The sequence below is a fragment of the Mitsuaria sp. PDC51 genome (genome assembly GCF_900113225.1).
Lineage (GTDB): Bacteria > Pseudomonadota > Gammaproteobacteria > Burkholderiales > Burkholderiaceae_C > Roseateles.
This window is the reverse complement of the sequence record NZ_FOZE01000003.1, coordinates 335206-359615: the sequence shown is the minus strand read 5'-3', so window position 1 is coordinate 359615 and position 24410 is coordinate 335206. Positions and strand designations below refer to the sequence as shown.

Sequence of the window (24410 nt, the reverse complement as noted above, 5' to 3'; positions counted from 1 at the left end):
CCGGGCGTGGAGCGGCGGCAGGCTGGGTTACAGCGTGCGCGCCACTTCCTTGATTTCGAAGACTTCCAGCTGGTCGCCTTCCTTGATGTCGCTGTAGTTCTTCAGCTTGATACCGCACTCGAAGCCCTCGCGGACTTCCTTGACGTCGTCCTTCAGGCGCTTGAGCGACTCGATCTCGCCGGTGTAGACCACCACGTTGTCGCGCAGCAGGCGGAAGCGCGCGTTGCGCGTCACATGGCCGCTGGTGATCATCGAACCGGCAATGGTGCCGATCTTGGTCGCCACGAACACGGTGCGGATCTCGGCGGTGCCGATGATCTCCTCGCGCTGCTCCGGAGCCAGCATGCCGGCCATCGCCGCCTTCACCTCATCCACGGCATCGTAGATGATGTTGTAGTAGCGCAGGTCGACGTCGTTGTGCTCGGCCACCTTGCGCGCGCCGGCATCGGCACGCACGTTGAAGCCGATCACGACGGCCTTGGAGGCGATCGCCAGGTTGATGTCGGACTCGCTGATCGCGCCGACCGCCGCATGGACGATCTGCACCTTGACCTCGTCGGTCGACAGCTTGAGCAGCGAGGACGCCAGCGCTTCCTGCGAACCCTGCACGTCGGCCTTGATGATCAGCGGCAGCGTCTGCACGTCGCCGGCGGTCATGTCGGCGAACATGTTCTCCAGCTTCGCGGCCTGCTGGCGAGCCAGCTTGACGTCGCGGTACTTGCCGGCGCGGAAGGTCGCGATTTCACGGGCGCGGCGTTCGTCGCTCAGCACCATGAACTCGTCGCCCGCCTGCGGGACTTCCGTCAGGCCCTGGATCTCGACCGGGATCGACGGACCGGCTTCGGTCGCCGGCTTGCCGTCCTCGTCCAGCATGGCGCGCACGCGGCCGTAGGTCGAGCCGGCCAGCACCACGTCGCCGCGCTTGAGCGTGCCGGACTGCACCAGCACCGTCGCGACCGGGCCGCGGCCCTTGTCCAGCTTGGCTTCGATGACCAGGCCCTTGGCCAGCGAGTCCTTCGCGGCCTTGAGTTCCAGCACTTCGGCCTGCAGCAGCACCTGCTCCAGCAGGTCGTCGATGCCCTGGCCGGTCTTGGCCGACACCGGGACGAACGGCGACTCGCCGCCGAATTCCTCGGGCACGACCTCTTCCGCCACCAGCTCGCTCTTGACGCGTTCCGGGTTGGCATCGGGCTTGTCGATCTTGTTCATCGCGACCACGATCGGCACGCCAGCGGCCTTCGCGTGGTGGATGGCTTCCTTGGTCTGGGGCATCACGCCGTCATCGGCGGCCACCACCAGGATGACGATGTCCGTCGCCTTGGCGCCGCGGGCACGCATGGCCGTGAAGGCCTCGTGGCCCGGGGTGTCCAGGAAGGTGACCATGCCGCGCGGCGTGTCGACGTGATAGGCGCCGATGTGCTGCGTGATGCCGCCGGCTTCGCCAGCCGCCACGCGGGCGCGGCGGATGCTGTCCAGCAGCGAGGTCTTGCCGTGGTCGACGTGACCCATGACGGTGACCACCGGCGCGCGGGGCAGCAGCTCGTGCTGGCCCTCGGCGGCGGCGCCCTCTTCCTCGAGGAAGGCATCCGGATCGTCCAGCTTGGCGGCGAACGCCTTGTGGCCCATTTCCTCGACCACGATCATGGCCGTTTCCTGGTCCAGCTGCTGGTTGATGGTGACCATCTGGCCCAGCTTCATCAGCTGCTTGATGACCTCGGACGCCTTCACCGACATCTTGTGCGCCAGGTCGGCGACCGAGATGGTCTCGGGGATGTGGACTTCCTGGATGACCGGCTCGTTCGGCGCCTGGAAGTTGGACATCGACGCGCCGCGATCGTCGCGACCGCCACGGCGACCCGCAGGACCGCGGCCCGGCGCGCGCCAGCCGGCGCCGCCCGGACGCGCACCGGCGCCCGCATCGCGGCCGCCCGGCTTGCCCGGCGTGCCGCGCTTCTTGTCATCGGCCCAGCTGGAGGACAGCTTCTCGGACTTGACGGACTTCTTGTCGCCCGGCTTCGCACCGGCGCCCGCGGCAGCGGTCGTGCCGGTGGCGCCCGGGGCACCGCCCGGCTTCTTGTGGATCGTGCCCTTGATGCCGGCCGGCGCGGCCTCGGGCTTGGGCTCTTCCTTCTTCGCGACCAGCACCTTCTTGGGCGCGTTCATCATCGCGCGGATGGCGGCGGCCTCGGCCTCGGCAGCCTTGCGGCGGCGCTCGAGTTCGGCCTGGCGGGCCTTCTCGTCGGCGGCGACATCGGCGGCCTTCACCACGCGCAGCACGGGCTTGGCGGGTTCGACCGGGGCGGGCGCGGCGGCGGCCACCGGGGCCGGCGCGGGAGCGACGGGGGCCGGAGCCGGCGCGGCGGTCTTCGCCGCGGCCTTGTCGGCGGCCTTCTCGGCCTTGGACTTGGCGGCCTCGGCGGCCTTGCGCGCTTCTTCCTCGGCGGCGGCCTTGGCGGCGGCTTCCGCGGCAGCGGCCTCGGCGGCTTCGCGGGCGGCGCGCTCTTCATCGCGGCGCTTTTCCTCGGCTTCACGCGCGGCGCGTTCGGCTTCCTCGCGCTCGCGCATCTTGCGCGCCAGCTCTTCTTCCTGCTGGCGCAGCGCCTCGGCCTGCGCCTGCGCTTCTTCCTCGCGGCGCTTCAGCTCGGCTTCCTCGGCGGCAGCGGCGGCGGCGTCATCGACGCCGTCCTCGCGCTTGACGAAGACGCGCTTCTTGCGCACCTCGACCTGGATGGTGCGCGCCTTGCCCGAGGCATCGGCCTGCTTGATCTCGCTGGTCGACTTGCGGGTCAGGGTGATCTTCTTGCGCTCGGCGCCGCCGGTGCCATGCGCGGTGCGCAGGTGGTCCAGCAGGCGTTCCTTGTCGCTTTCGTTCAGGGTGTCCTCGGCGGACGCCTTCTTGACGCCCGCAGCTTGGAGCTGCTCCAGCAGGGTGCTCGCAGGCCTGTTCAGCTCTGCGGCCAGCTGGGCGACGGTGGTCACGGCCATTGTTGAAATCCTTAAATCTTGTGTGGTGCGGAGCGGTCTGGTTTCGCTTGAAGTCGCTTCAGAGCGTGGCTGCTCGGGCGTTATGCGTTGAACCAGTGCTCGCGCGCCTTCATGATCAAAGCGCGTGCCGCTGCCTCGTCCAGGGACGAAATCTCGACCAACTCGTCGACGGCCAGGTCGGCCAGGTCGTCACGGGTGTGGATGTCGCCGGCCGCCAGCTTGGCGATCAGCTCCGGGGTCATGCCTTCCAGGTCGCGCAGGTCCTGGGAGACCTCCTCGACCTTCTCCTCGCGGGCGATCTCCATCGTCAGCAGCGCATCCTTGGCGCGGGTGCGCAGCTCGTTGACGGTTTCCTCGTCGAAGGCCTCGATCTCGAGCATTTCCTGCATCGGGACGTAGGCGACTTCTTCCAGCGAGGCGAAGCCTTCGGCGATCAGGATGTCGGCGACTTCCTCGTCCACGTCCAGCTTCTCGACGAACAGCTTGCGCACCACGTCGGATTCCTCGGCCTGCTTGGCGGCGGATTCCTCGGCGGTCATGATGTTGATCTTCCAGCCGGTCAGCTCCGAGGCCAGGCGCACGTTCTGGCCGCCACGGCCGATCGCGATCGCCAGGTTCTCCTCGTCGACGACCACGTCCATCGCGTGGCGCTCTTCATCGACGACGATGGACTGCACGTTGGCCGGCGCCAGCGCGCCGATCACGAACTGCGCCGGATCTTCGGACCAGAGCACGATGTCCACGCGCTCGCCGGCCAGTTCGTTGGTCACGCCGTTGACGCGCGAGCCGCGCACGCCGACGCAGGTGCCGATCGGGTCGACGCGCTTGTCGTGCGAGACCACGGCGATCTTGGCGCGGCTGCCGGCGTCGCGGGCGCAGCTCTTGATCTCCAGCAGGCCCTGCTCGATCTCGGGCACTTCCTGCGCGAAGAGTTCCTTCATGAACTCGCCGGAGGAGCGCGACAGCATGATCTGCGGACCACGCTGCGTCGGATCGACGCCCAGGATCACCGCGCGGACGCGGTCGCCGGTGCGCAGGTTCTCCTTGGGGATCATTTCATTGCGCTTGAGGCGGCCTTCGACGCGGCCCGACTCGGCGATGATGTCGCCCTTGTCCAGGCGCTTGACGGTGCCGACGAAGATGCGCTCGCCACGCGACATGAAGTCGTTGAGCAGCTGCTCGCGCTCGGCATCGCGGATCTTCTGCAGGATGACCTGCTTGGCGGCCTGGGCGCCGATGCGACCGATGGGCACCGACTCCACGCCTTCCTCGATGTGGTCGTCGACCTCGATGTCGGCGATCTGCTCCTGCGCCTCGAACAGCAGGATCTCGGAATCCGGGTTCTGCAGGCCGGCCTCGTTGGGCACCACGTGCCAGCGGCGGAAGGTCTCGTATTCGCCGGTGTCGCGGTCGATGGCCACACGGATGTCGACCTCGCCGCCATACAACTTCTTGGTGGCCGAAGCCAGCGCCGCCTCAACGGCGCCGAACACCACATCGCGCTCCACGCTCTTCTCGCGCGAGATGGCGTCCACCAGCATCAACAGTTCGCGGTTCATTGATCGAGACCTCCGTCAACCTTGTCATCCGTCTGCCGGGACTTGGCATTGCTCTTCTTCTTCGACGCCTTGGGCTTCGCAGCCACGCCGTCAGCAGATTCGGATCCCTGGGGCGCCAAGCCCGTGTTTTTCTTCGCCGCGGACTTGCCCGCGGCCGCGCCGCCCGCCTTGCCCGGCGTGCGACCCTTGAAATTGATCTCCGGCACCAGCTTGGCCGAGCGCACTTCATCCAGCGCGAAGTCCAGCGCCTGCTCGGTCTTGCCGTCGGAGAAGATCACCCGCCAGTCGGTGCGCTGCGCCAGCGTGGCCGGGTCTTCCTCCGCGGCGACGCCTTCTGCCGCGACCAGCACGCCGCGGTACTTCTTGCGGCCCTGGAAAGCCTCGCGCAGGGTGATTTCCACTTCGTGACCGAGGAACCGGGCGTAGTCGCCGGCATTGTTCAGCGGTCGATCGAGGCCGGGGGTCGACACTTCCAGGCGCGTGTAGTCGATTTCCTCGACTTCCATCACGTAGCGCAACTGGCGCGTGACGCGCTCGCAGTCCTCGACGTTCACCGGCTGTTCCGGCTCCTGGCCGCCGACGAGCGGCTTGTCGATGAACACGCGTAGCAAGCCCCCGGCGCTGCGTTCGCAGCCCACCACCTCGTAACCCAGACCGGTCACGGTTTTTTCAACAACGGCTTGCCAGCTCAAATTCATCGACGACGGTATCTATCCTGTAGGGACACGTAGGGACAGCCAAAAAAAATGGGCTGGATGAATCCGCCCACCGTTCACTTTTTCAGCGAAGCTCGAAGTGTACTATGCAAACAGCATGCCGACAAGGCGGTGACTTCGTTCACGGCATGGCGTGCGAGAATCCCGGCCTCCCTCGAATCTATGAATACCAGGAGCAGACATGGGATTTCTCGCCGGCAAGCGACTGCTGATCACGGGCGTGCTGTCCAACCGTTCGATTGCCTACGGCATCGCCAAGGCCTGCCACCGCGAAGGGGCTGAACTGGCCTTCAGCTATGTGGGCGAGCGCTTCAAGGACCGCATCACCGAGTTCGCTGCCGAATTCGGCTCCAGCCTGGTGTTCGACTGCGACGTGGGCGATGACGCCCAGATCGAGCGCCTCTTCGAGGACCTGGGCCAGCACTGGCCGGAATTCGACGGTTTTGTCCACTCGATCGGTTTCGCCCCGCGCGAGGCGATCGCCGGTGAATTCCTGGATGGCATGACCCGCGAGAACTTCCGTATCGCGCACGATATTTCCGCCTACAGCTTCCCGGCCATGGCCAAGGCGGCGCAAAGCCGGCTGCGTCCTGGCGCTGCGCTGCTGACACTGTCCTACCTGGGCGCCGAGCGTTTCGTGCCGAACTACAACACGATGGGCCTGGCCAAGGCCTCGCTGGAAGCCAGCGTGCGTTACCTGGCCTACGGTCTGGGCGCCAAGGGGGTCCGGGTGAACGGCATCTCGGCGGGCCCGATCAAGACGCTGGCCGCTTCCGGCATCAAGGATTTCGGCAAGTTGCTGAAGCAATTCGCCGACAGCGCCGCCATCAAGCGCAACGTCACGATCGAGGACGTCGGCAACACGGCCGCCTTCCTTCTGTCGGACCTGGCCGCCGGCGTCAGTTCCGAGATCATCTACGTCGATGGCGGCTTCAGCCACGGCGCGATGGCCGGCACGGAGTAACGCCTCTCACGCACCCTCACGCGCCCTCACGCACACCCCGGTCCCCGCCCGCCGATCACCTCGGTGGATCAGGGACGGTGGTGCTTGGGGTTCTGGCGCTTGCCGCCAGGGCCCCATGCTCCAGCGGCCAAGCGCGCCAAACGTGAAAGTAGAAACGGGACCCGAGGGTCCCGTTCTTCATTTCTCGTCAACCACGCAATCCACGTAATACCGAGTCACGCCGTCGTTGCCCTTCTCCGCGACCAGCCCGTGGACATCGGTCGCGAAGCCCGGGAACTTCGCGTTGAAGTCTCTCGTGAACTTCAAATAGTCCACGATCCGCTTGTTGAAGCGCTCACCCGGGATCAGCAGCGGGATGCCGGGGGGATACGGCGTCAGCAGCGCGGTGGTGACGCGGCCTTCCAGCTTGTCGATCTCGACGCGTTCCGTCTTGCGATGCGCGATGTGCGCATAGGCGTCGGACGGCTTCATCGCCGGCTCCAGGTCGGACAGATAGACCTCGGTGGTCAGGCGCGCGATGTCGCCGGACGCGTAGGCCTCGTGCACGCTCTGGCACAGGTCGCGCAGTCCCATGCGTTCATAGCGCGGGAAGGCGGCCACGAAGTCCGGCAGGATGCGCCAGATCGGCGCGTTCCGGTCGTAGTCGTCCTTGAACTGCTGCAGCGCGGTCAGCAGCGTGTTCCAGCGGCCCTTGGTGATGCCGATGGTGAACATGATGAAGAACGAATAGAGCCCCGTCTTCTCCACCACCACGCCATGCTCGGCCAGGAACTTGGTGACGATGCTGGCCGGGATGCCAGTCTTGGCGAACTTGCCGCTCATGTCCAGTCCCGGCGTGATCACCGTGGACTTGATCGGATCCAGCATGTTGAAGCCGGCCTCGATCGGACCGAAGCCATGCCACTTCTCGTTGGCCTTGAGCATCCAGTCCGCGGCCTTGCCGATGCCGTCGGCGGCGAGCTTGTCCGGCCCCCAGACCTTGAACCACCAGTCCTTGCCGTAGTCCTTCTCGACCTTGCGCATCGCGCGGCGGAAGTCCAGCGCCTCGAGGATGGATTCTTCCACCAGCGCCGTGCCGCCCGGGGGCTCCATCATCGCGGCCGCGACGTCGCAGCTGGCGATGATCGAGTACTGCGGGCTGGTCGAGGTGTGCATCAGATACGCCTCGTTGAACAGATGCTTGTCCAGCTTCACGTTCTGCGAATCTTGCACCAGCACCTGCGACGCCTGCGAGATGCCGGCCAGCAGCTTGTGGGTCGACTGCGTGGCGTAGACCATCGCGGTCTTCGGGCGCGGGCGATGCTTGCCCATCGCGTGATACGAGCCGTAGAAGTTGTGGAAGGCCGCGTGCGGCAGCCAAGCTTCGTCGAAGTGCAGCGTGTCGATCCAGCCGTCCAGTTTGGACTTGATGGTCTCGGTGTTGTAGAGCACACCGTCATAGGTGCTCTGCGTCAGCGTCATGATCCGCGGCTTGACCTTCTTCGGATCCACGCCCTTGAGCAGCGGATTCTTCGCGATCTTCTTGCGGATGGTCTCGGGCGAGAACTCGCTCTCCGGGATGGGGCCGATGATGCCGTAGTGGTTGCGCGTGGGCGTCATGAAGACCGGCACCGCGCCGGTCATGATGATGCTGTGCAGGATGGACTTGTGGCAGTTGCGGTCCACCACGACCACGTCGCCCGGCGCCACGGTGTGGTGCCACACCATCTTGTTGGAGGTCGAGGTGCCGTTGGTGACGAAGAAGCAGTGGTCCGCATTGAAGATGCGGGCGGCGTTCTTCTCGCTCTCGGCGACCGGGCCGGTGTGGTCCAGCAGTTGGCCGAGTTCCTCGACCGCGTTGCAGACGTCAGCACGCAGCATGTTCTCGCCGAAGAACTGGTGGAACATCTGGCCGACCGGGCTCTTCAGGAAAGCCACGCCGCCGGAGTGTCCCGGGCAGTGCCACGAGTAGGAGCCGTCCTGCGCGTAGTCCATCAGCGCCTTGAAGAACGGCGGCGCCAGGCCGTCGAGGTAGCTCTTGGCCTCGCGGATGATGTGACGCGCCACGAACTCGGGCGTGTCCTCGAACATGTGGATGAAGCCGTGCAGCTCGCGCAGCACGTCGTTGGGCAGGTGCTGCGAAGTGCGCGTCTCGCCATACACGTAGATGGGGATGTCCGCATTCTTGAAGCGGATCTCCTGGATGAACTTGCGCAGGTTCAGGACCGCTGGATCGAGCTCGCCGCCGTCGCCATTGCCGGAGAACTCCTCGTCGTCGATCGACAGGATGAAGGCGCTGGCGCGGCTCTGCTGCTGCGCGAACTGGCTGAGGTCACCGTAGCTGGTGGCGCCCAGCACCTCGAAGCCTTCCTTCTGAATGGCTTCCGCCAGGGCGCGGATGCCCAAACCCGAGGTGTTCTCGGAGCGATAGTCCTCGTCGATGATGACGATGGGAAAGCGGAAACGCGGCGTCATGAGGCCTCCGGATCGGGGCAGGTCAAACAAGAAAGGCGCGAAGTGTAGGGCGTCAGCCGTGTCACGCAAGTGTTGATCCCGGGTTGTCGCAGAAACAGAACGGCCAGGTTGTCAATGGCCGCCAACTGCCGGCTTCAGGCCCCCGAAAGGACGTGAAGCGCCAGGAGGACCGAGGCGTACACTGCCCCGGCACACAAGGACCGGGCGAACCATGGATCGCCCGGACAACGAGGAGGATGGGATGGATTGGAGTGTCGCCACCTGGTGGTGGGTGATCTGCGGCGGACTGGTGGCGGCGGAGCTCGCCAGCGGAACGACCTTCTACTTATTGATGCTGGCCTTGGGCGCGGCGGCCGCGGCGCTGATGGCCCACGTCGGCGGGCCGTTCTGGCTGCAGCTGGTGGTGGCCGCCGGTGTGGGCGGCGGCGCGGTGACCTGGTGGCACCTGCGCCTGAGACGCCATCCCCGCGCGCCTGCCGGCGAGAACCCCAATGTGAACCTCGACATCGGCCAGAGCCTGGACGTCGCGCTCTGGCGGGCGGACGGCACCGCCGAGGTCCGCTACCGCGGCGCGGCCTGGCAGGCGCGCTTCGTCGGCGCCGGCGCCCCGCACAGCGGGCGCCATGTGATCCGCGCGGTCGAGGGCAGCTGCCTGCTCGTCGACGCCGCCTGATCGCCCCTTTTCTCTTTCTGTTTCCCGTTCCACATCTCCGGAGGAGGAGTCCCGCTCATGGAAATCGTCGCATTGGTCGTGCTGGTCGTCGCCATCGTCTTCGTCGTGCAGTCGGTGAAGGTCGTCCCGCAACAGAACGCCTGGGTGGTCGAGCGCCTGGGCAAGTACCACGGCACGCTGACGCCCGGCCTGAACATCCTGGTGCCCTTCATCGATCGCCTGGCCTACAAGCATTCGCTCAAGGAGATCCCGCTGGACGTCCCCAGCCAGGTCTGCATCACCAAGGACAACACCCAGCTGACGGTGGACGGCATCCTGTACTTCCAGGTCACCGACCCGATGCGCGCGAGCTACGGCTCCAGCAACTACATCATCGCGATCACGCAGCTGGCGCAGACGACGCTGCGCTCGGTGATCGGCCGCATGGAGCTGGACCGGACCTTCGAGGAGCGCGACGCGATCAACGCCGCCGTCGTGCAGGCGCTGGATGAGGCGGCGCTGAACTGGGGCGTGAAGGTGCTGCGCTACGAGATCAAGGACCTGACGCCGCCGGCGGAGATCCTGCGCTCGATGCAGGCCCAGATCACCGCGGAGCGTGAGAAGCGCGCGCTGATCGCCGCGTCGGAAGGTCGCCGCCAGGAGCAGATCAACATCGCCACCGGCGAGCGCGAGGCGGCGATCGCGCGGTCCGAAGGCGAGAAGCAGGCCGAGATCAACAAGGCGCAGGGCGAGGCCGCGGCCATCACGGCGGTGGCGGAAGCCAGCGCCGACGCGATCCGCAAGATCGCGGCGGCGATCCAGCAGCCGGGCGGCGGCGACGCGGTGCAGCTGAAGGTGGCCGAGAAAGCGGTCGAGGCCTTTTCGCAGCTCGCGCAGAAGAACAACACGATGATCGTGCCGGCCAACATGAGCGAGGTGTCCGGCCTGATCGGCACCGCGATGGCGCTGATCAAGAGCGACAAGGTGATCCAACCGGGCCGCTGAGCGCCCTGCCCGCCTCGCTGTCATCGCGGGGACCGACAACTTTGCTTCGGACCCCAAAATCTGCGCTATGATCGCGGGCTTCGGAGAGATGGATGAGTGGTTTAAGTCGCACGCCTGGAAAGCGTGTGTAGGTTAATCGCCTACCGAGGGTTCGAATCCCTCTCTCTCCGCCAAGAACCACGCAAATACGGGCCCTCGCGGCCCGTTTTTCGTATCCACCCATCAAAGAACCCATCAACCGGTTTGCAACTGGGTGAGGTTCCGTGAGACAGGGATTCCGACCCGCCGTTGTCTCATGCCTCGAACGCCGAGACGGGGAAGATGCTCGCCGACTTCGATCAGCTCGCCGTTGGATTCTTCGTCTCGCCCGCCAACGGCAACCTGGAGCACCGCAACGGTGGTCCGACTGGGATGGACGTGCTGAATGTCCGCTTCGCCACCGCGGAGACGTTCCGGGTATGGGGCGAGGTCCCTGTCGCCGAAGTCTGGCAATGGGTCGCCCTCGCCACATTCCGTGACCCCTCACCGTTCCACCCGAGGCCGCCCTGTCGAGACACGTCCGCAAGCGCTCCGCCGCGCGCCTGTTCCAGGACCGGGTGACAACGCTCGGCAGGTTGGTGAAGCACCTGGGCGCGCTCCAGTGCGTGAGCGTGGCCGCCGACGGGAAGCGCAGCCTGGTCAGGCTCGGCGACTTCCGCGAGTGGTCAAAGGGCGTCGGCCTTTCGCTTCCCCTCGAGTTTCCGAGGCCCTCAGGTGGCAGCAAGGTCAGCGCTCGGCGCGGTGCCGCTGCGGCCGACGGTGCGTTCCTCAGGGTGAACGACATGATTCCGGCACTGCTGCCGTTCTCGCCGGCTACCCTCTGGCGCAAGGTCAAATCGGGCGAGTTCCCTCCCCCAGAGAAGCTGTCGGACGCCGCCAACGCCTGGCGCCGAGAAGAGATCGAGGCCTGGCTGGTCGCGCCCAGCCAACCCGCGCAGCGGCGACACAAGGCGTCCAAGCCTCGCCCGTTGCAATTGGTCACGGATCAAACCACCATCTGCTGCGCGTCCTGGAGACGCGCCCAACTGCAAGCCAGAGGAGCCGCCGCTCATGACCGTGGAAGCACCCCAATTGGTACTGGTTCGCCAACTCGCCAGTGAGGCCGACCGGCAACTCGGGCGCGGCGATGACTTCGGACATGGTCTTGCCGTCTCACTCATGCAGGACGCTGTGGAGCTGCTCATCCGCATCGCCGTCCGGACTCGCGGTATCGAGGTGCCTGCTCGTGCCACCTGGGAACAGATGGCCGATGCAATCAGCAAGGCCGCTGCTGACGAGAACGGCAAGGTTCCCCATCGTGCGCGGCTCGAGGACCTGAACAAGGCGCGCGTCGCCTTCAAGCATTCCGGAACCTCACCGAGCAGGGCAGATGCTCAGCGCCTCGTCCGTTTCGGTCTTGAGTTCTTGGAAGCAGCAGCACCTCGCCTCGTCGGCATCGAGTACGAGCAGATATCTCTTATCGCAGCCGTGCAAAACGACGAGGTGCGTGAGCTGTTGATGGAGGCAGAAGGCCACCTTAAAGCGGCGCGCTGGCAGGACGCGATGGTTGAAGCGGCCGACGCATTTGGCCGCTCGGAGGCTACCCTTCACACGCTTCTGCCAGCCGCCTCGTCGATCTCCGGAATGCGCGATGAATACCGAGGCCTCGCGCCATACCTCGACCGACTCCGACTGCTGGCGGTCGGGGCGCTGGTGAATATCGACCCTGTCGAGTTGCTTGTGTTCCAGGCAATCGTCCCGTCAGTGAGCCGCAGTACGTCCGGGAAACGCTACGTGAGGATTACCCGCATGCATGCATCGGAGGAAGAAGCGAAGGGAGCCGTCGACTTCGCTGTTCAGTTCGCTTTGGCCGTTAATCGACGATTTGGAGACAGGGCGGCAGAGCCGAGCATCTTCGGGGCCCGACTCCGTCGTTAAGACGGCGGAGAGGCTGAGCGCGTCGTCAGCCGCGGCACATTTCAGCGAAGGCATCCATCGCAGCGCACTCAGCGTGCAGCGGGCTGCCGCACTCGCCGCCGGGCACGACCCATCTCACCGTAGGGCCGATCTCTGGCGGCGGCGTCAGCACCAGCACGGCGACAAAGGCTCCGCCTGGCGTGCCTTCGATCTCGACGTCTGCATCCCAACGCTCGTCCATCGGCGCCTCGTCACAGCCGGAAGTGCGAAGGCACGCTGGAGATCACCTCGACCACCAGTTCCTGTACAAGCCCGTAGTCAGCGAGCACCTGGGGGTGCAGGAACACCGGCTTCTCGGCGTCGGGCCCGTTCAAGGTCAGAGCCATCAGCAGGCTGTTCGACCCGAGGTTGTCCCTTTCGGACTGCAGCGCGTGGTGTCGCTCCAGCCGAGCATCTATCTCTTCAGCGGTGCCAGGCTCGCCCATATGACGCACCGCGTTCATCAGCGCGGTGTCGAGTTCAGTCCAGCGAGCACCCTCCTCCTGCGTGTACGCGCGGGACGGGAGGTAGATCGGCAGCCGGTGCGCCGTCGCATCGCGGTAAGCCTTGCCATAGACCTGGTGCCACGTTCTCACGCGGTTTTCGGACAGGAAGGCCGCCAGCGATGGCGGTAAATGAGGCGTGGTCTCAGCCTTGAACGGCCCGATCTTCATCGGATTGAGTTGCACTTTGCTCAACAGCACGCACACCCAGGCGACGTTGTCGAACAGCGCGTAGACGTTGATGGCGAAGGCCTGCAACTGGATCGCGACGTCGTCGCACTCCTCCATGCTCAGATGGCCGGTTCGATCGGGCGGATAGAGCTGGAAGATGTTGGTGACGCTCCTGTCGATGGTCCGCAACCTGCGGCCCACGCCCTCATTCGCATACTGGCGAGCTCGGTCGTCCGGGAACCGGCTGGCCAGCTGCACGAGCTTCATCGCCAGCAGGTCGCGCTCGTGTGAAAGGCGCACCCGTGTCATCTCCATGCGGGCGAGGTCTTCCGCGTCATATCCGTGCTTCGGCATGGCCTCATCGTAGCGTCCGATCCCGGCGCTCTCTGGCGACGGGCTAGCATCTCGGAAAGCACACACCCTGGGGAGGGCAACGATGATTGGGCGAGACGAGCAACTGCGGTTCGTGAGCGACGACGTGTTCGCGGAGGCACGTCCTCCGGCGGATCGGTCCACACCTTTGGAGTGGCGACGCGCCTTCAACACCGTGTACCTCGAGGTCGAGCACCTGACCGCCGAGACGCTGTTCGAGGTGAACGAAATCGATCTGCTCGCAGGCCCACGGCCGTCCGATGCGGATCAGCAGGCGCGCGGGCCGGCAGTGCGGCCAGCTCAGCGCTCGCGGCGGCGGGTGCGCGGCGTGGCCAGCCAGGAGAAGGTCCGCGACCGCATCCTGCGCACGGTCGCTGCCGGCGGAGAGTCCGGCGTTTTCCATCTCCGCAGCTTGCCGTCCGCTATCGAGGTCACCATCGATGGATCTCCACCTTTGACCGAGGCGTCGCGGGGGAGGGCTTCGGACTACAGCGCTGGCAGCTTTCACGGAATCCTCGTGCACGCAGAGGTGCCGGGCGAAGAGGAGCGGTGGGCGCTTCAGGTCTGCATTCCAACGGAGCAGATGGACCAACTCTTCCGCGGCGTGAACGCTCATGAGGTGGGCCTCGTCACCCTCGGCGTGGCCCTCCACAGCTTCTCGGATGAGGTGGACGACGCTCTACGAGAGTGGCACTACCCCCGTGACCTCTTCGTGCATGGCGGCACGGCTCAGGCGCCCTGCGTTCAGCTGATCGCCAAGAAGGCGGCCGCCCCCGTGCCCGCAGTTGAAGTCTCTGAGCTGACCGAAGCCGACGACGTTGCACCTCCTCAACCGCAGCTCCCGGAGCCCCGCCTTGACTACTCGCCGCTGCTCCGATCGATCAGGACGGCGATGTGGTGCCTGTTCGCGGTTGAGTTCCTGCGACTGCTGAAGTAGCGACGCAGGCGCATCCCATCATGGGCGCGACGGGGCCGACTCTCTCCGCCAGACACGGACACGGGCCCTGAGCAATCAGGGCCCGTTTTCATTGGGCCGTCGAAGTTGGGGAGTCGAAGGCTGCGCCTATCATCCGCCCCCATGCTGACCTTCGAACAACTCTTCGGTTTCCTGCTGGCCGCGATGCTGATCACGGCGTCCCCCGGCCCGGACAACCTGATGGTGCTGGGCATGGGCATCTCGAAGGGACGCCGGCACGGCATGGCCTTCGGCCTGGGCTGCGCGCTGGGCTGCCTGAGTCACACCGTGCTCGCGGCGATCGGCGTCAGCGCGCTGATCGCCGCCTCGCCGATGGCGTTCACCGCGCTGAAGGTCTGCGGCGGCCTCTACCTGATCTGGCTGGGCATCAAGGCGCTGCGCAGCCGCGGCGGCGCCAGCGTCGGCGACGCCTCCCAGGTCGAGGACTCGCTCGCCCGCCTGTTCTTCAAGGGCGTCTTCGCCAACGCGATCAACCCCAAGGTCGTGCTCTTCTTCCTCTCCTTCCTGCCGCAGTTCGTCGTGCCGTCGCAGGGCCATGTGGCCGCCCAGACGGCCTTGCTCGGCGTCACCTTCACCCTGCAGGCCGCCCTCCTGTTCGGGCTGCTGGGCTACTTCGCCGGCGCGATCGGCCAATGGCTGCAGCGCAAGCCGCGCGCGGGGCTGTGGCTGGACCGCATCGCCGGCGCGGTCTTCGTCGCGCTGGGCCTGCGCCTGATCGTGTCGCGCTGAGGGTCGTACCTCCCGCCGCCGGCACGTCGCTTGCCCGCGCGCCGGCCGGCTGCGTCGAACGCCGCTGTTGCCGCCCTGGCCGGCCGCGCGGCCGGCCTCATTGAGGCGCCCGCGTCTTCCTGCTCATTGCTTGCCTGCGCAGGCATGGGGCTTGCCAAGCGTGGAAACGTCCGGTTGCAGTCCGGATCAACTACTTGCAGGGAGACCCCGTCATGAACAGCCCCGCTGGCCCGCTCAGCCCGATCGCCCCGCTTCTCCAGGACCCGGCGCTCCAGCGCCACCTCGTCCAGTGCGCGAAGGCGCGCGGCCGATGGTTCGGGCTGGCGCTGCTGGCCGAGCGCGTCCAGGGCGTGGTCCTGCCCCGCTTGGCCACCACCGCGGCCCTGAGCGCCGTCACCCTGGGTCTGTTCGCCCATTGGCTATGAACGCCGGCCGCAGCGCGGACGCCGCCGCCCGATCGACGGACGCCGCGCCGGAGCCCTCCCCCGATGACGACCGGCGCACCTCCCCCGATCCCACGCCGGATCCCCCGGAAATTGCGGAAGAACTTGCGCTGCTGAATCCGGCGCTGGGCCCCATCGAGCCCCCGGTGCGGGCGGTGCTGTTCGGGCAGGCGCGCTTCGAGCAGCACGGCCGCAGCCTCGCGCAGGCGCAGGCGATCCAGGGCACCGCGGGCGCCGGGCAGTTCTTTCCGCGGCTCGACGACAACGTCGCGATGCTGCAGCAGACACGGCGGCTGCTCGAGAAGCGCCATCGCGACTTCCGCCACCTCGGCGCCGCCGGGAAGTGGCTGCTGGACAACGCCGCGCTGATCGACGAGCAGACGCACCAGGTCCGCCGCGGCCTGCCGCGCAACTTCTTCCGCCTGCTGCCGCGGCTGCGCGACGAACCGCTCGCCGGCCTGCCCCGCATCTACGGCGTGGCCTGGGCCTGGGTCGCGCACACCGACGGCGGCTTCGACACCGGGCTGCTGGCCGCCTACCTGCGCGCCTACCAGGAGGAGCGCCCGCTGTCCCTGGCCGAGCTGTGGGCGCTGCCGACGACGCTGCGGGTGGTGCTGGTCGAGAACCTGCGCCGGCTGGCCGAGCGCTTCGCGACGCTGCAGGCGGCCCGTGACGTGGTGCACCACTGGTACGACGGCCACCCGGCGGCGTCCGGCATCGAGGCGATCACGGCCCTGGAGCCGCGCATGGCCGAGCGCGGCGTTGCCGAGGCCTTCTGGCTGCAACTCGACCATCGCCTGGAGGAATTGCCCCAGCCGCTGATGGGCGAGCTGGCCGCCTGGCTGAGCACCCGGCTGCCCGCGCCGGCGCAGGCGCTGGCGCGGCAGCAGGACGAATCGATCAAGGACCTGCAGAGCATCCGCAACGCGATCACCGCGCTGCGGCGCATCGACCAGACCCACTGGCGCCAGCTGATCCAATCGGTCAGCCCGGTGATGCGGACGCTGGGCGAGTCGCCGGTCTTCGCGGCCGAGGCGCCGGACACCCAGGACCTGACCCTGCACGAGATCGAGCGCCTGGCCCGCAAGTCCGGTCGCCCGGAACTCGAGGTCGCGCGCCAGTTGCTGGCGCTGACGCAGGGCGCCGGTCCGCCGCAGGACGGCGAACCCGACCGGCGCAGCGCGCCGATCTACTGGTGGCGCGGGGCCGGACGTCCGACGCTGCTCGCGGCGCTGGGCCTGCACGAGCACGCCTGGCCGCCGCACGACACCGCCCCGGGCCAGCGCTGGGCGGCGGTGGCCTACCTGGCCGGCCTGGCGCTGCTGGGCCTGCTGGGCCTCTCCTGGCTGATGAACCAGGCGCGGCCCGATGCCGCGCCCTGGCTGCTGGTGCTGACCGCGCTGCTGGCCGCCGGGCCGATCGGCGAGGCCGTGGTCGCGCTCACCAACCGCTGGATCAGCGAGCTGGCCCGGCCGGCGCGCCTGCCCCGCCTGGATTTCTCCCAAGGCCTGCCTGATGCGGAACGCACGCTGGTCGTCATGCCGGTGCTGTTGACGCGCGAGGAGGCCGTCGCCCCGCTGGTCGCCCAGCTGGAGCAGCACCACCTGGCCAATCCCGAGCGACTGGTGCAATTCGCGCTGCTCAGCGACCTGGCCGATGCCTACGAGGAACACCATCCCGGCGACACGATGATCGTGGTCACCGCGGCCGACGCCATCGCGGCGCTCAACGAGCGTCACGGCCCGCTGGCCGACGGCCGTCCGCGCTTCCTGTTGCTGCACCGGGCGCGCGAATGGTCCTCGACCGAGCGCCGCTGGATCGGCTGGGAGCGCAAGCGCGGCAAGCTCGAACGCCTGCTGCGGCTGCTGGCCGCGCCGGCGGGCGCGTCGCCGTTCGCCGACTTCGGCGCGATGTCGCAGCCCGCGCCCGGCGTGCGCCACCTGATCACGCTGGACGCCGACACCGACATGCCGCCGGGCCGGCTGCGCGCGCTGGTGGGCACCGCCGCGCATCCGATGAACCGGCCGCGGGTGGACGCGGTCACCCGCCGCGTCGTCGAGGGCTACGCGATCCTCCAGCCGCGGGTGCTCGCGCCCATGCCCGACGACGCCGCCAGCACGCCCTATCACCGGCTCTTCGTCGGCCAGTTCGGCATCGACCCCTACAGCGCGGTCAGCTCGGAGATCTTCCAGGACCTGTTCGGCGAGGGCAGCTTCACCGGCAAGGGCCTGCTGGACGTGCGCGCCTGCCATGCGGTGCTGGACGCGCGCCTGCCCGAGGGCCAGGTGCTGAGCCACGACCTGCTGGAGGGCAGCATCGCGCGCTGCGCCGGCGTGTCCGACATCACGCTGGTCGAGGACTCGCCGATGCATGCCGACGTGGCCCACGCCCGGCTGCATCGCTGGACGCGCGGCGACTGGCAGCTGCTGCCCTTCATCGCCGGGGCGGGGCGCTACGGCATCGCGCCGATCAACCGCTGGAAGCTGATCGACAACCTGCGGCGCTCGCTGGTCGCGCCGATGGCGCTGGGCCTGATGCTGCTGGTGCTAGGCACCGCGGTCCTGCCGCTGGGACTGACGCTGGTGGTCGTGGCCGGCGCCTTCGCCATCGGGCCGCTGGTGGGCGCGCTGGCCGGGCTGGTGCCCAGCCGGGACGGCGTGGCGCGCCGCCACTTCTACCGCGAGACCGGCCACGACCTGCGGCGCGCGCTGGGCCTGGCCGCGTGGCAGGTCGCGCTGCTGCTGCACCTGTCGCTGCTCTACCTGGACGCGATCGGGCGGGCGCTGTGGCGGCAGGCGGTGTCGCGACGCCGACTGCTCGAATGGACGACCGCCGCCGCCGCCCAGGCCGCCGCGCGGCGGGAACTGCCGGCGCTGGTCACGCAGCATCTGCGCGTGCCGGTCGCGGCGGCGGTCCTGGGCGGGCTGCTGGCGGTCGCGGCCTTGTCCGGCGCGCCGGTGAACGGCGCGGCGGCCGTCGTGCTGCTGGCGCTCTGGGCGCTGTCGCCGCTGTGGATCTGGTGGGCAAGCGCACCGCGCGCGCCGCTGCTGCGCCGCGAGGCCGCGCTCGATCCGCAGGGGCGCGATTACCTCTGGGGCCTGGCGCGCGACACCTGGCGCTTCTACGACACCCATGTCGGCGCCGACGACAACCACCTGCCGCCCGACAACGTGCAGCTGACGCCGCACCTGCTGGTGGCGCATCGCACCTCGCCGACCAACATCGGCCTGTACCTGCTGGCCGTGGCCTGCGCGCGCGAACTGGGCTTCATCGGGCTGGTCACGATGACCCAGCGCCTGTCCGCGACGCTGGACACGCTCGAGCGCCTGCCGCGCTGGCAGGGCCATTTCTACAACTGGTACGACACCCAATCGCTGGTCGTGCTGGCGCCGGGCTATGTGTCGGCGGTGGACAGCGGCAACTGCTCGGCCCACCTGCTGACCGTGGCGCGCGCCTGCGAACTGGCCGCGGAGATGACGCCAGACCAGTTGGCCGCCGCGCCGCGGCAGGCGCTGGACCGGACGCTGCATCGCCTGCGGGTCCTGCAGCCGCCGCTGGCCAGCGACCCGGCGCTGCCGGCCGGCGCCGCGCTGGTCGCGGCGCTGCTGGCGGCGGAGAACCTCGCCTCCTCGGCCGAGGAGCAGCAAGCCGTGCTGCAGGGCCAGGTGGCCGCGGCGCAGGCGGAGCTCGATGCCCTGGCCGCCCTGGCCCCGGCCGACGCGTCCGTCGACGACACGCCGCCGGCCCAGCAGCTGCTGCGCGACCTGATCGCCCAGTTGAGGTCCTGGTGGCAGGACCAGGGCGCGCCGCTGGCCGAAGCCCGCCTGGCGCTGCGCGCGCTCGCGGGCCGGGCGCGCCGCCTCGGGCTGGAAGCGGACTACCGCCCGCTCTTCGATCCCGAGCGTCGCCTGCTGCGCATCGGCTGGCGCGGCGACGCGCAGCAGCTCGACGACAACCATTACGACCTGCTCGCCAGCGAGGCCCGCCTCACCAGCCTGGTGGCGATCGCCAAGGGCGACCTGCCGCCGGAACACTGGCAGGCGCTCGGGCGCCCCTTCTTCGCGCGCGATGGCGCCGGCGATTCGCTCGGACTGAAGTCGTGGTCGGGCTCGATGTTCGAGTACCTGATGCCGTCGCTGGTGCTGCGCGAGCCCGCGGCCAGCGCACTCGGCCGGGCCGTGCGCACGGCGGTGAAGGAGCAGCGCCTGGAGGCCCGCGGCAAGGGCACGCCGTGGGGCATCTCGGAATCGGCGATCGCCGGCCAGGACCACACGCTGGCCTACCAGTACGGCCCGCAGGGCGTGCAGACCCTGGCCCTGGCGCGGCTGGCCGTCGACGAACGGGTGCTCGCGCCCTATGCGGCGGTGATGGCGGCGGTGGTGGCGCCGGTGCGGGTGGTGTCCAACCTGCAGGCCTTCGAGCGCCTGGGCGCGCGCGGCGCTTTCGGCTTCATCGAGGCGGTGGACTACACGCCACAGCGGCAGACCGCCGGCGCCGGCTTCACGCTGGTGCGGACCTACATGGCGCATCACCAGGCGATGGGCTTCGTCGCGCTGACCGCCGTTCTGGCCGACGACGCGCCGCGGCGCTGGCTGATGAGCGACCCGCACGTCAAGGCGGTGGCGACGCTGCTGCATGAGCGCGCGCCGCGCGAGGTGGCGCCGCTGCAGGCGCCGCCGGCCGACCTGCTGCCGCGCAAGCGCGCGGTCCGCAAGGCGCGCATGGTGCGCGAGAGCGAGCCGCTGGCCGAGACCCTGCCGCTGACGCACATGCTGACCAACGGTCGCTACTCGGTGGTACTGCGTAGCCACGGCGGCGGCTACAGCAACTGGGACGGCGTGGCGATCACCCGCTGGCGCGACGACCTGCTGCGCGATCAGCACGGCAGCTTCACCATGCTGCGCCGCGCCGGCGAGGCCGACTGGTTCAGCAACACCGCCCGCCCCGCGCCCGATCCCCGCGCGCGCTACGCGGCGCGCATGCAGGCCGAGCGCGCGCTGTTCGAGGCGACCTGGCCGGACCTGCACAGCTGCACCACGGTGTGGGTCAGCCCGGAGGACGATTGCGAATTGCGTCAGGTCGAGCTGACCAACCGCGGCGATCAGCCGCTGGCGCTGGACCTGGTGTCCTGCTTCGAGGCCACGCTGGCGCCGCAGCGCGGCGACGAGGCGCACCCGGCCTTCTCCAACCTCTTCATCCAGGCCCGCTGGGACGAGGCGCAGCATGCGCTGCATTTGCGTCGACGTCCGCGGCTCTTCGACGAAGCCGCGATGCGCGCGGTCTTCTTCCTGGCTGGCGTGGATGCCGGCGCGGGCTGCGCCAAGCCGGCCCGTCCCGCCGGCGGCGCCCCGGGCGCCGAGGACTGCCGGCCGGAGGGCCATGCGGTCCGCGAGGTCCTGCCCATCGCCGATCGCGCGCGCTGGCTGGGCCGCTACGGCAGTTCGACGCGGCCGGTCGGCGACGCGCGCCCGCGCTTCGTCGACGACGAGGCCGACATGAGCGCCGACGGCGAGCCCGGGCGGCTGCTGGACACCGGCCTGGATCCGGTCGCCGGGCTGCGGGTCGGCCTGGACCTGGCCCCCGGCGCGACGGTGCGGCTGACCTTCTGCACCGCGGCCGCGCGCGACGCCGACCTGCTGGCGGCGCTGGTCGACAAGTACCGGCAGCCGGCGCACGTCGAGCGCTCCGCGTCGATGTCGCACACGATGGGCGGCATCCGCCTGCGCGAACTCCAGTTCGACACCACGACCTGGGGCGCCCTGCTGCAGCTCAACACGCTGGTCACCGGCCAGGCGGTGCGCGAGCCCGCCCATGTCCGCGAGCCGCGCGGCCGCTGCGACCGGCGCGCGCTGTGGCGCTTCGGCATCTCGGGCGACCGGCCCATCCTGATGGTCACCGTCAGCGGCGAGGAAGGCATCGACCTGATCCGCGCGCTGAAGAAGGCGCTGCGGATGTGGACCACCCACGCGATCGGCGTGGACCTGGTGGTGCTCAACGAGGAGCCGCCGTCCTACCTCGCCCCGGTGCAGCAGGCGCTGCAGGCGCTGCAATCGCGGCTGCAGGGCCAGGCGCAGGGACGGCCGGCGCACCTGTGCTCGGCGCTGCATGTGCTGCGCGACAGCGACCTGCAACCCGACGAGCGCTTCACGCTGCAGACGCTGACCCGCATCCGGCTGCAGGCCGACGGCCGCGGCCTGGCGCAGCAGGTCGAGCGCTGGATCGAGGACACCGCGCCCAGCAACGAGGCCGCGCGGCTGCCGGTGGCCCATGCGCTGGTCGAGCGCCCGCTGCCGGAAGCCGTGCCGCGGCCACCCGAAGGCCGCTTCGATCCCGACCATGGTGGCTTCGCCTTCGAGGTCTCGCCGGACCGGCATCCGTCGCGACCCTGGGTCAATGTGCTGGCGAACCGCGACTTCGGCTGCCAAGTCACCGAACTGGGCGCCGGCTACACCTGGGCCGGCAACAGCCGCATGCACCAGGTCACGCCCTGGTCCAACGACCCGCTGCTGGATCCGCCCGGCGAGTGGCTGCTGCTGCACGACCTGGACAACGACCGCGTCTGGCCGCTGGGCCGCCAGCTGCGCCACGACGCGCCGCTGGCGATCGAGCATGGCATCGGCTATTCACGCAGCCGCCAGCAGTTGGGCGACCTGAGCGTCGAGCTGTGCTGGTGCGTCGATCCCGAGGCGGCGGTGAAGCAAGTGCAGGTGCGCCTGGGTGTCGTGGGGCGCAGCGGGGGCGGACCGCGGCGACTGCGGCTGGTGGCCCTGGCCGAATGGCAACTGGGCAGCGCGCGCGGCGAACGCCTGTCCGTGGCGACGCGCAGCGACTGGCTGACCGTGGGCGAGCTCGGCGCCGGGCTGCCGCAACCCGAGCGCGCGTTGACGCTGCAGGCAACGCAGCTGGACCACCTGGGCGGCTTCGGCGACGCGACGGCCGCGCTGTGCATCCGGCCCCGCCAGCGGGGCGACGGACGAGGTGAGGATCCACGTGGCGACGAGCTCGACGCGGCGCGCAGGACCGGCGCCTCCGCCGGACCGGCGCGCGTGCGTCTCGACGCGCAGGACTGGACCTGCGACCGACGCGAGTTCTTCGACAGCGCGGGCCGCATGGTCCTGCCCAAGGCGCTGTCCCGGCGCTGCGGCGGCGGGCTCGACGCCTGCGCGGCATTGGCGGCGCGGATCGAGCTCGAGGTCTCGCAGCCGGCCGAGCTCACCGTGCTGCTGGGCCACGGCCCCTCCCCCGAGGCGACGCAGGCGCTGATGGCGGCCGCGTGGGCGCTCGATCCCGCGGAGCGGCTGGCGCGGCAGCGGCGGCAGTGGCCGGCACTGCTGGGCGGCCTGCAGGTGTCGACGCCGGACCCGCGCTTCGACGCGCTGACGAACCACTGGCTCCCGTACCAGACGCTGGTGTGCCGGATGTGGGCCCGCGCCGGCTTCTACCAGGCCGGTGGCGCGTTCGGTTACCGCGACCAGCTGCAGGACGCGATGGCGCTGACCGACGTCGCGCCGCAGCTGCTGGCCGACCAGATCCGGCGCAGCGCCGCGCGGCAGTTCCCGGAGGGCGACGTGCAGCACTGGTGGCACGAGCCCGGCGGCGCCGGCGTGCGCACGCATTTCTCCGACGACCGGCTCTGGCTGCCCTATGCGCTGGCGCATTACCTGGCGCGCACCGGCGACCTGACGCTGCTCGACGACACGGTGCCCTTCCTCGTCGGCCAGCCGGTGCCCGAGGGCGCCGAGGACATCTACGAGAGCCCACGCACCGACGGGCCGATGGCCTCGGTCTACGAGCATGCGGCGCGTGCGATCGACCGCAGCCTGGACAGCGGGCCCCACGGGCTGCCGCTGTTCGGCACCGGCGACTGGAACGACGGGATGAACCGCGTCGGCCATGAGGGCCGCGGCGAATCGGTCTGGATGGCCTGGTTCCTGGCGCAGGTGATCGAGGACTTCGCACCGATCGCGACCGCGCGCGGCGAGCAGGAGCGCGCCGCGCGATGGAAGGCGGCGCGCGACGGCTGGGTGGCGGCGCTCGACGGGCCCGGTTGGGACGGCCGCTGGTACCGGCGCGGCTTCTTCGACGATGGCTCGCCGCTGGGCTCGGCCGAGAACGCCGAGTGCAGGATCGACCTGATCGCGCAGAGCTGGGCGGTGCTGACCGCGGCGGCCGATCCGGCGCATGCGCGGCAGGCGATGGCCAGCGCCTGCGCGCAGCTGCTCGACCCGGTGGCGAAGCTGGCGCGGCTGCTGCATCCGCCGCTGGCGCAGGCGCAGCCGAGCGCCGGCTACATCCAGTCCTACGCGCCGGGCGTGCGCGAGAACGGCGGCCAGTACAACCACGCGGCGGTCTGGGCGCTGATGGCACTGGCGCGGCTGGGACAGCGCGACACGATGTGGCAGGTCTACACCGGGCTCAGCCCCGCGCACCGCTGGGCCGATCCGCGGCTGGGACCGACCTACGCGATCGAGCCCTACGTGATGGCCGGCGACATCTACTCGCAGCCGCCCTGGGTCGGGCGCGGCGGGTGGAGCTGGTACAGCGGCTCGGCGGGCTGGCTGCTGCGGGCCTCGCTGGAGTCGATCTGCGGCGTCGTCATCGAGCAGGGCCGGCTGCGGGTGCGGGCCTGCCTGCCGGTGCACTGGGACCAGGCCGAGGTGCGCATCCGTCACCAGGACCGCTGGCTGCGGGTGATCGTCTGCGCCAACGAGACCGCCTGCCGCGCCGCGCTCACCCGCGAGGCCGGCGCGCGCCGGGAACACGCGGGCGAGTCGATCGACCTGGCGACCCTGTCGCCGGAGCAGGCGCTGGTGGTGGTCAGCGTGCCGGAGACGGTCCCGCTGCCCGAGGCGGCCGGGCAGGACGCGACCGCGCGATGAGGGCGCGATGAGGGCGCGATGTCGGCGC

General features: G+C 69.1%; 15 protein-coding genes, 1 tRNA gene and 1 pseudogene. 11 read left to right on the top strand and 6 right to left on the bottom strand.

The genetic code is table 11. The annotated features are described in order from the left end of the window. Positions 1-27 precede the first annotated feature (27 nt). The 3 genes and pseudogenes from infB to rimP all read right to left on the bottom strand — a co-directional run. On the bottom strand, positions 28-2985 hold the full coding sequence (infB, locus tag BM393_RS22060; protein WP_091732955.1) for a translation initiation factor IF-2: 2958 nt from the start codon (positions 2983-2985) through the stop codon (positions 28-30). Positions 2986-3065: 80 nt separating this feature from the next. Next, positions 3066-4544: a transcription termination factor NusA gene (gene nusA, locus BM393_RS22055; protein ID WP_091732952.1), complete on the bottom strand. Its 1479-nt coding sequence runs from the start codon at positions 4542-4544 to the stop codon at positions 3066-3068. A 176-nt stretch (positions 4545-4720) separates the two neighbouring features. Further along, positions 4721-5236 (bottom strand): annotated as a pseudogene (rimP, locus tag BM393_RS22050) (ribosome maturation factor RimP); the annotation flags it as partial. Positions 5237-5441: 205 nt separating this feature from the next. On the opposite strand from rimP, the gene fabI reads away from it, so the two are divergent. Then, a complete protein-coding gene (gene fabI / locus BM393_RS22045) occupies positions 5442-6224 on the top strand; it encodes an enoyl-ACP reductase FabI (protein ID WP_091732949.1) in 783 nt (260 codons plus the stop codon). A 177-nt stretch (positions 6225-6401) separates the two neighbouring features. Here the strand turns inward: fabI and BM393_RS22040 are convergent, their stop codons facing one another. After that, positions 6402-8678: an arginine/lysine/ornithine decarboxylase gene (locus BM393_RS22040; RefSeq protein WP_091732944.1), complete on the bottom strand. Its 2277-nt coding sequence runs from the start codon at positions 8676-8678 to the stop codon at positions 6402-6404. Positions 8679-8919: 241 nt separating this feature from the next. Here BM393_RS22040 and BM393_RS22035 point away from each other — a divergent pair, with 241 nt between their 5' ends. The 6 genes from BM393_RS22035 (at position 8920) to BM393_RS22015 (ending at position 12291) form a co-directional block, all read left to right on the top strand. Then, positions 8920-9351, top strand: a complete 432-nt coding sequence (locus BM393_RS22035) for an NfeD family protein (protein ID WP_091733833.1) — start codon at positions 8920-8922, stop codon at positions 9349-9351. A gap of 57 nt (positions 9352-9408) precedes the next feature. Further along, positions 9409-10335 (top strand): SPFH domain-containing protein, encoded by a 927-nt coding sequence (locus BM393_RS22030; protein WP_091732941.1) that lies wholly within the window; start codon positions 9409-9411, stop codon positions 10333-10335. 82 nt (positions 10336-10417) lie between these two features. Then, positions 10418-10508 (top strand) — tRNA-Ser (locus tag BM393_RS22025). A gap of 148 nt (positions 10509-10656) precedes the next feature. After that, positions 10657-10935: a hypothetical protein gene (locus tag BM393_RS25425; protein WP_141225438.1), complete on the top strand. Its 279-nt coding sequence runs from the start codon at positions 10657-10659 to the stop codon at positions 10933-10935. Positions 10936-10952: 17 nt separating this feature from the next. After that, positions 10953-11474: an AlpA family transcriptional regulator gene (locus tag BM393_RS26235; protein WP_256382291.1), complete on the top strand. Its 522-nt coding sequence runs from the start codon at positions 10953-10955 to the stop codon at positions 11472-11474. Then, positions 11425-12291 carry a hypothetical protein gene (locus BM393_RS22015; protein WP_141225437.1) on the top strand — a complete coding sequence of 289 codons (867 nt, stop codon included), beginning with the start codon at positions 11425-11427 and terminating at the stop codon, positions 12289-12291. Before BM393_RS26235 ends, BM393_RS22015 begins: the two co-directional genes overlap by 50 nt. A gap of 25 nt (positions 12292-12316) precedes the next feature. Here BM393_RS22015 and BM393_RS22010 read toward each other — a convergent pair whose 3' ends face one another. Further along, positions 12317-12511: a hypothetical protein gene (locus BM393_RS22010; RefSeq protein ID WP_091732932.1), complete on the bottom strand. Its 195-nt coding sequence runs from the start codon at positions 12509-12511 to the stop codon at positions 12317-12319. A gap of 10 nt (positions 12512-12521) precedes the next feature. Next, positions 12522-13337, bottom strand: a complete 816-nt coding sequence (locus tag BM393_RS22005) for a hypothetical protein (RefSeq protein ID WP_091732929.1) — start codon at positions 13335-13337, stop codon at positions 12522-12524. Between the two features lie 112 nt (positions 13338-13449). Between BM393_RS22005 and BM393_RS22000 the strand changes: the two genes are divergently transcribed. The 4 genes from BM393_RS22000 (at position 13450) to BM393_RS21985 (ending at position 24382) form a co-directional block, all read left to right on the top strand. Next, positions 13450-14292, top strand: coding sequence for a hypothetical protein (locus tag BM393_RS22000; RefSeq protein WP_141225436.1), 843 nt, complete (start codon positions 13450-13452; stop codon positions 14290-14292). Positions 14293-14433: 141 nt separating this feature from the next. Beyond that, the gene (locus BM393_RS21995) at positions 14434-15060 is read left to right on the top strand and encodes a LysE family translocator (RefSeq protein ID WP_091732924.1); all 627 of its coding nucleotides are present in this window, start codon (positions 14434-14436) and stop codon (positions 15058-15060) included. 212 nt (positions 15061-15272) lie between these two features. After that, on the top strand, positions 15273-15485 hold the full coding sequence (locus BM393_RS21990; RefSeq protein WP_141225435.1) for a hypothetical protein: 213 nt from the start codon (positions 15273-15275) through the stop codon (positions 15483-15485). Continuing rightward, positions 15482-24382 (top strand): GH36-type glycosyl hydrolase domain-containing protein, encoded by an 8901-nt coding sequence (locus BM393_RS21985; RefSeq protein ID WP_091732919.1) that lies wholly within the window; start codon positions 15482-15484, stop codon positions 24380-24382. The genes BM393_RS21990 and BM393_RS21985 overlap by 4 nt, the downstream gene beginning before the upstream one ends. The last annotated feature ends 28 nt before the right edge of the window (positions 24383-24410 follow it).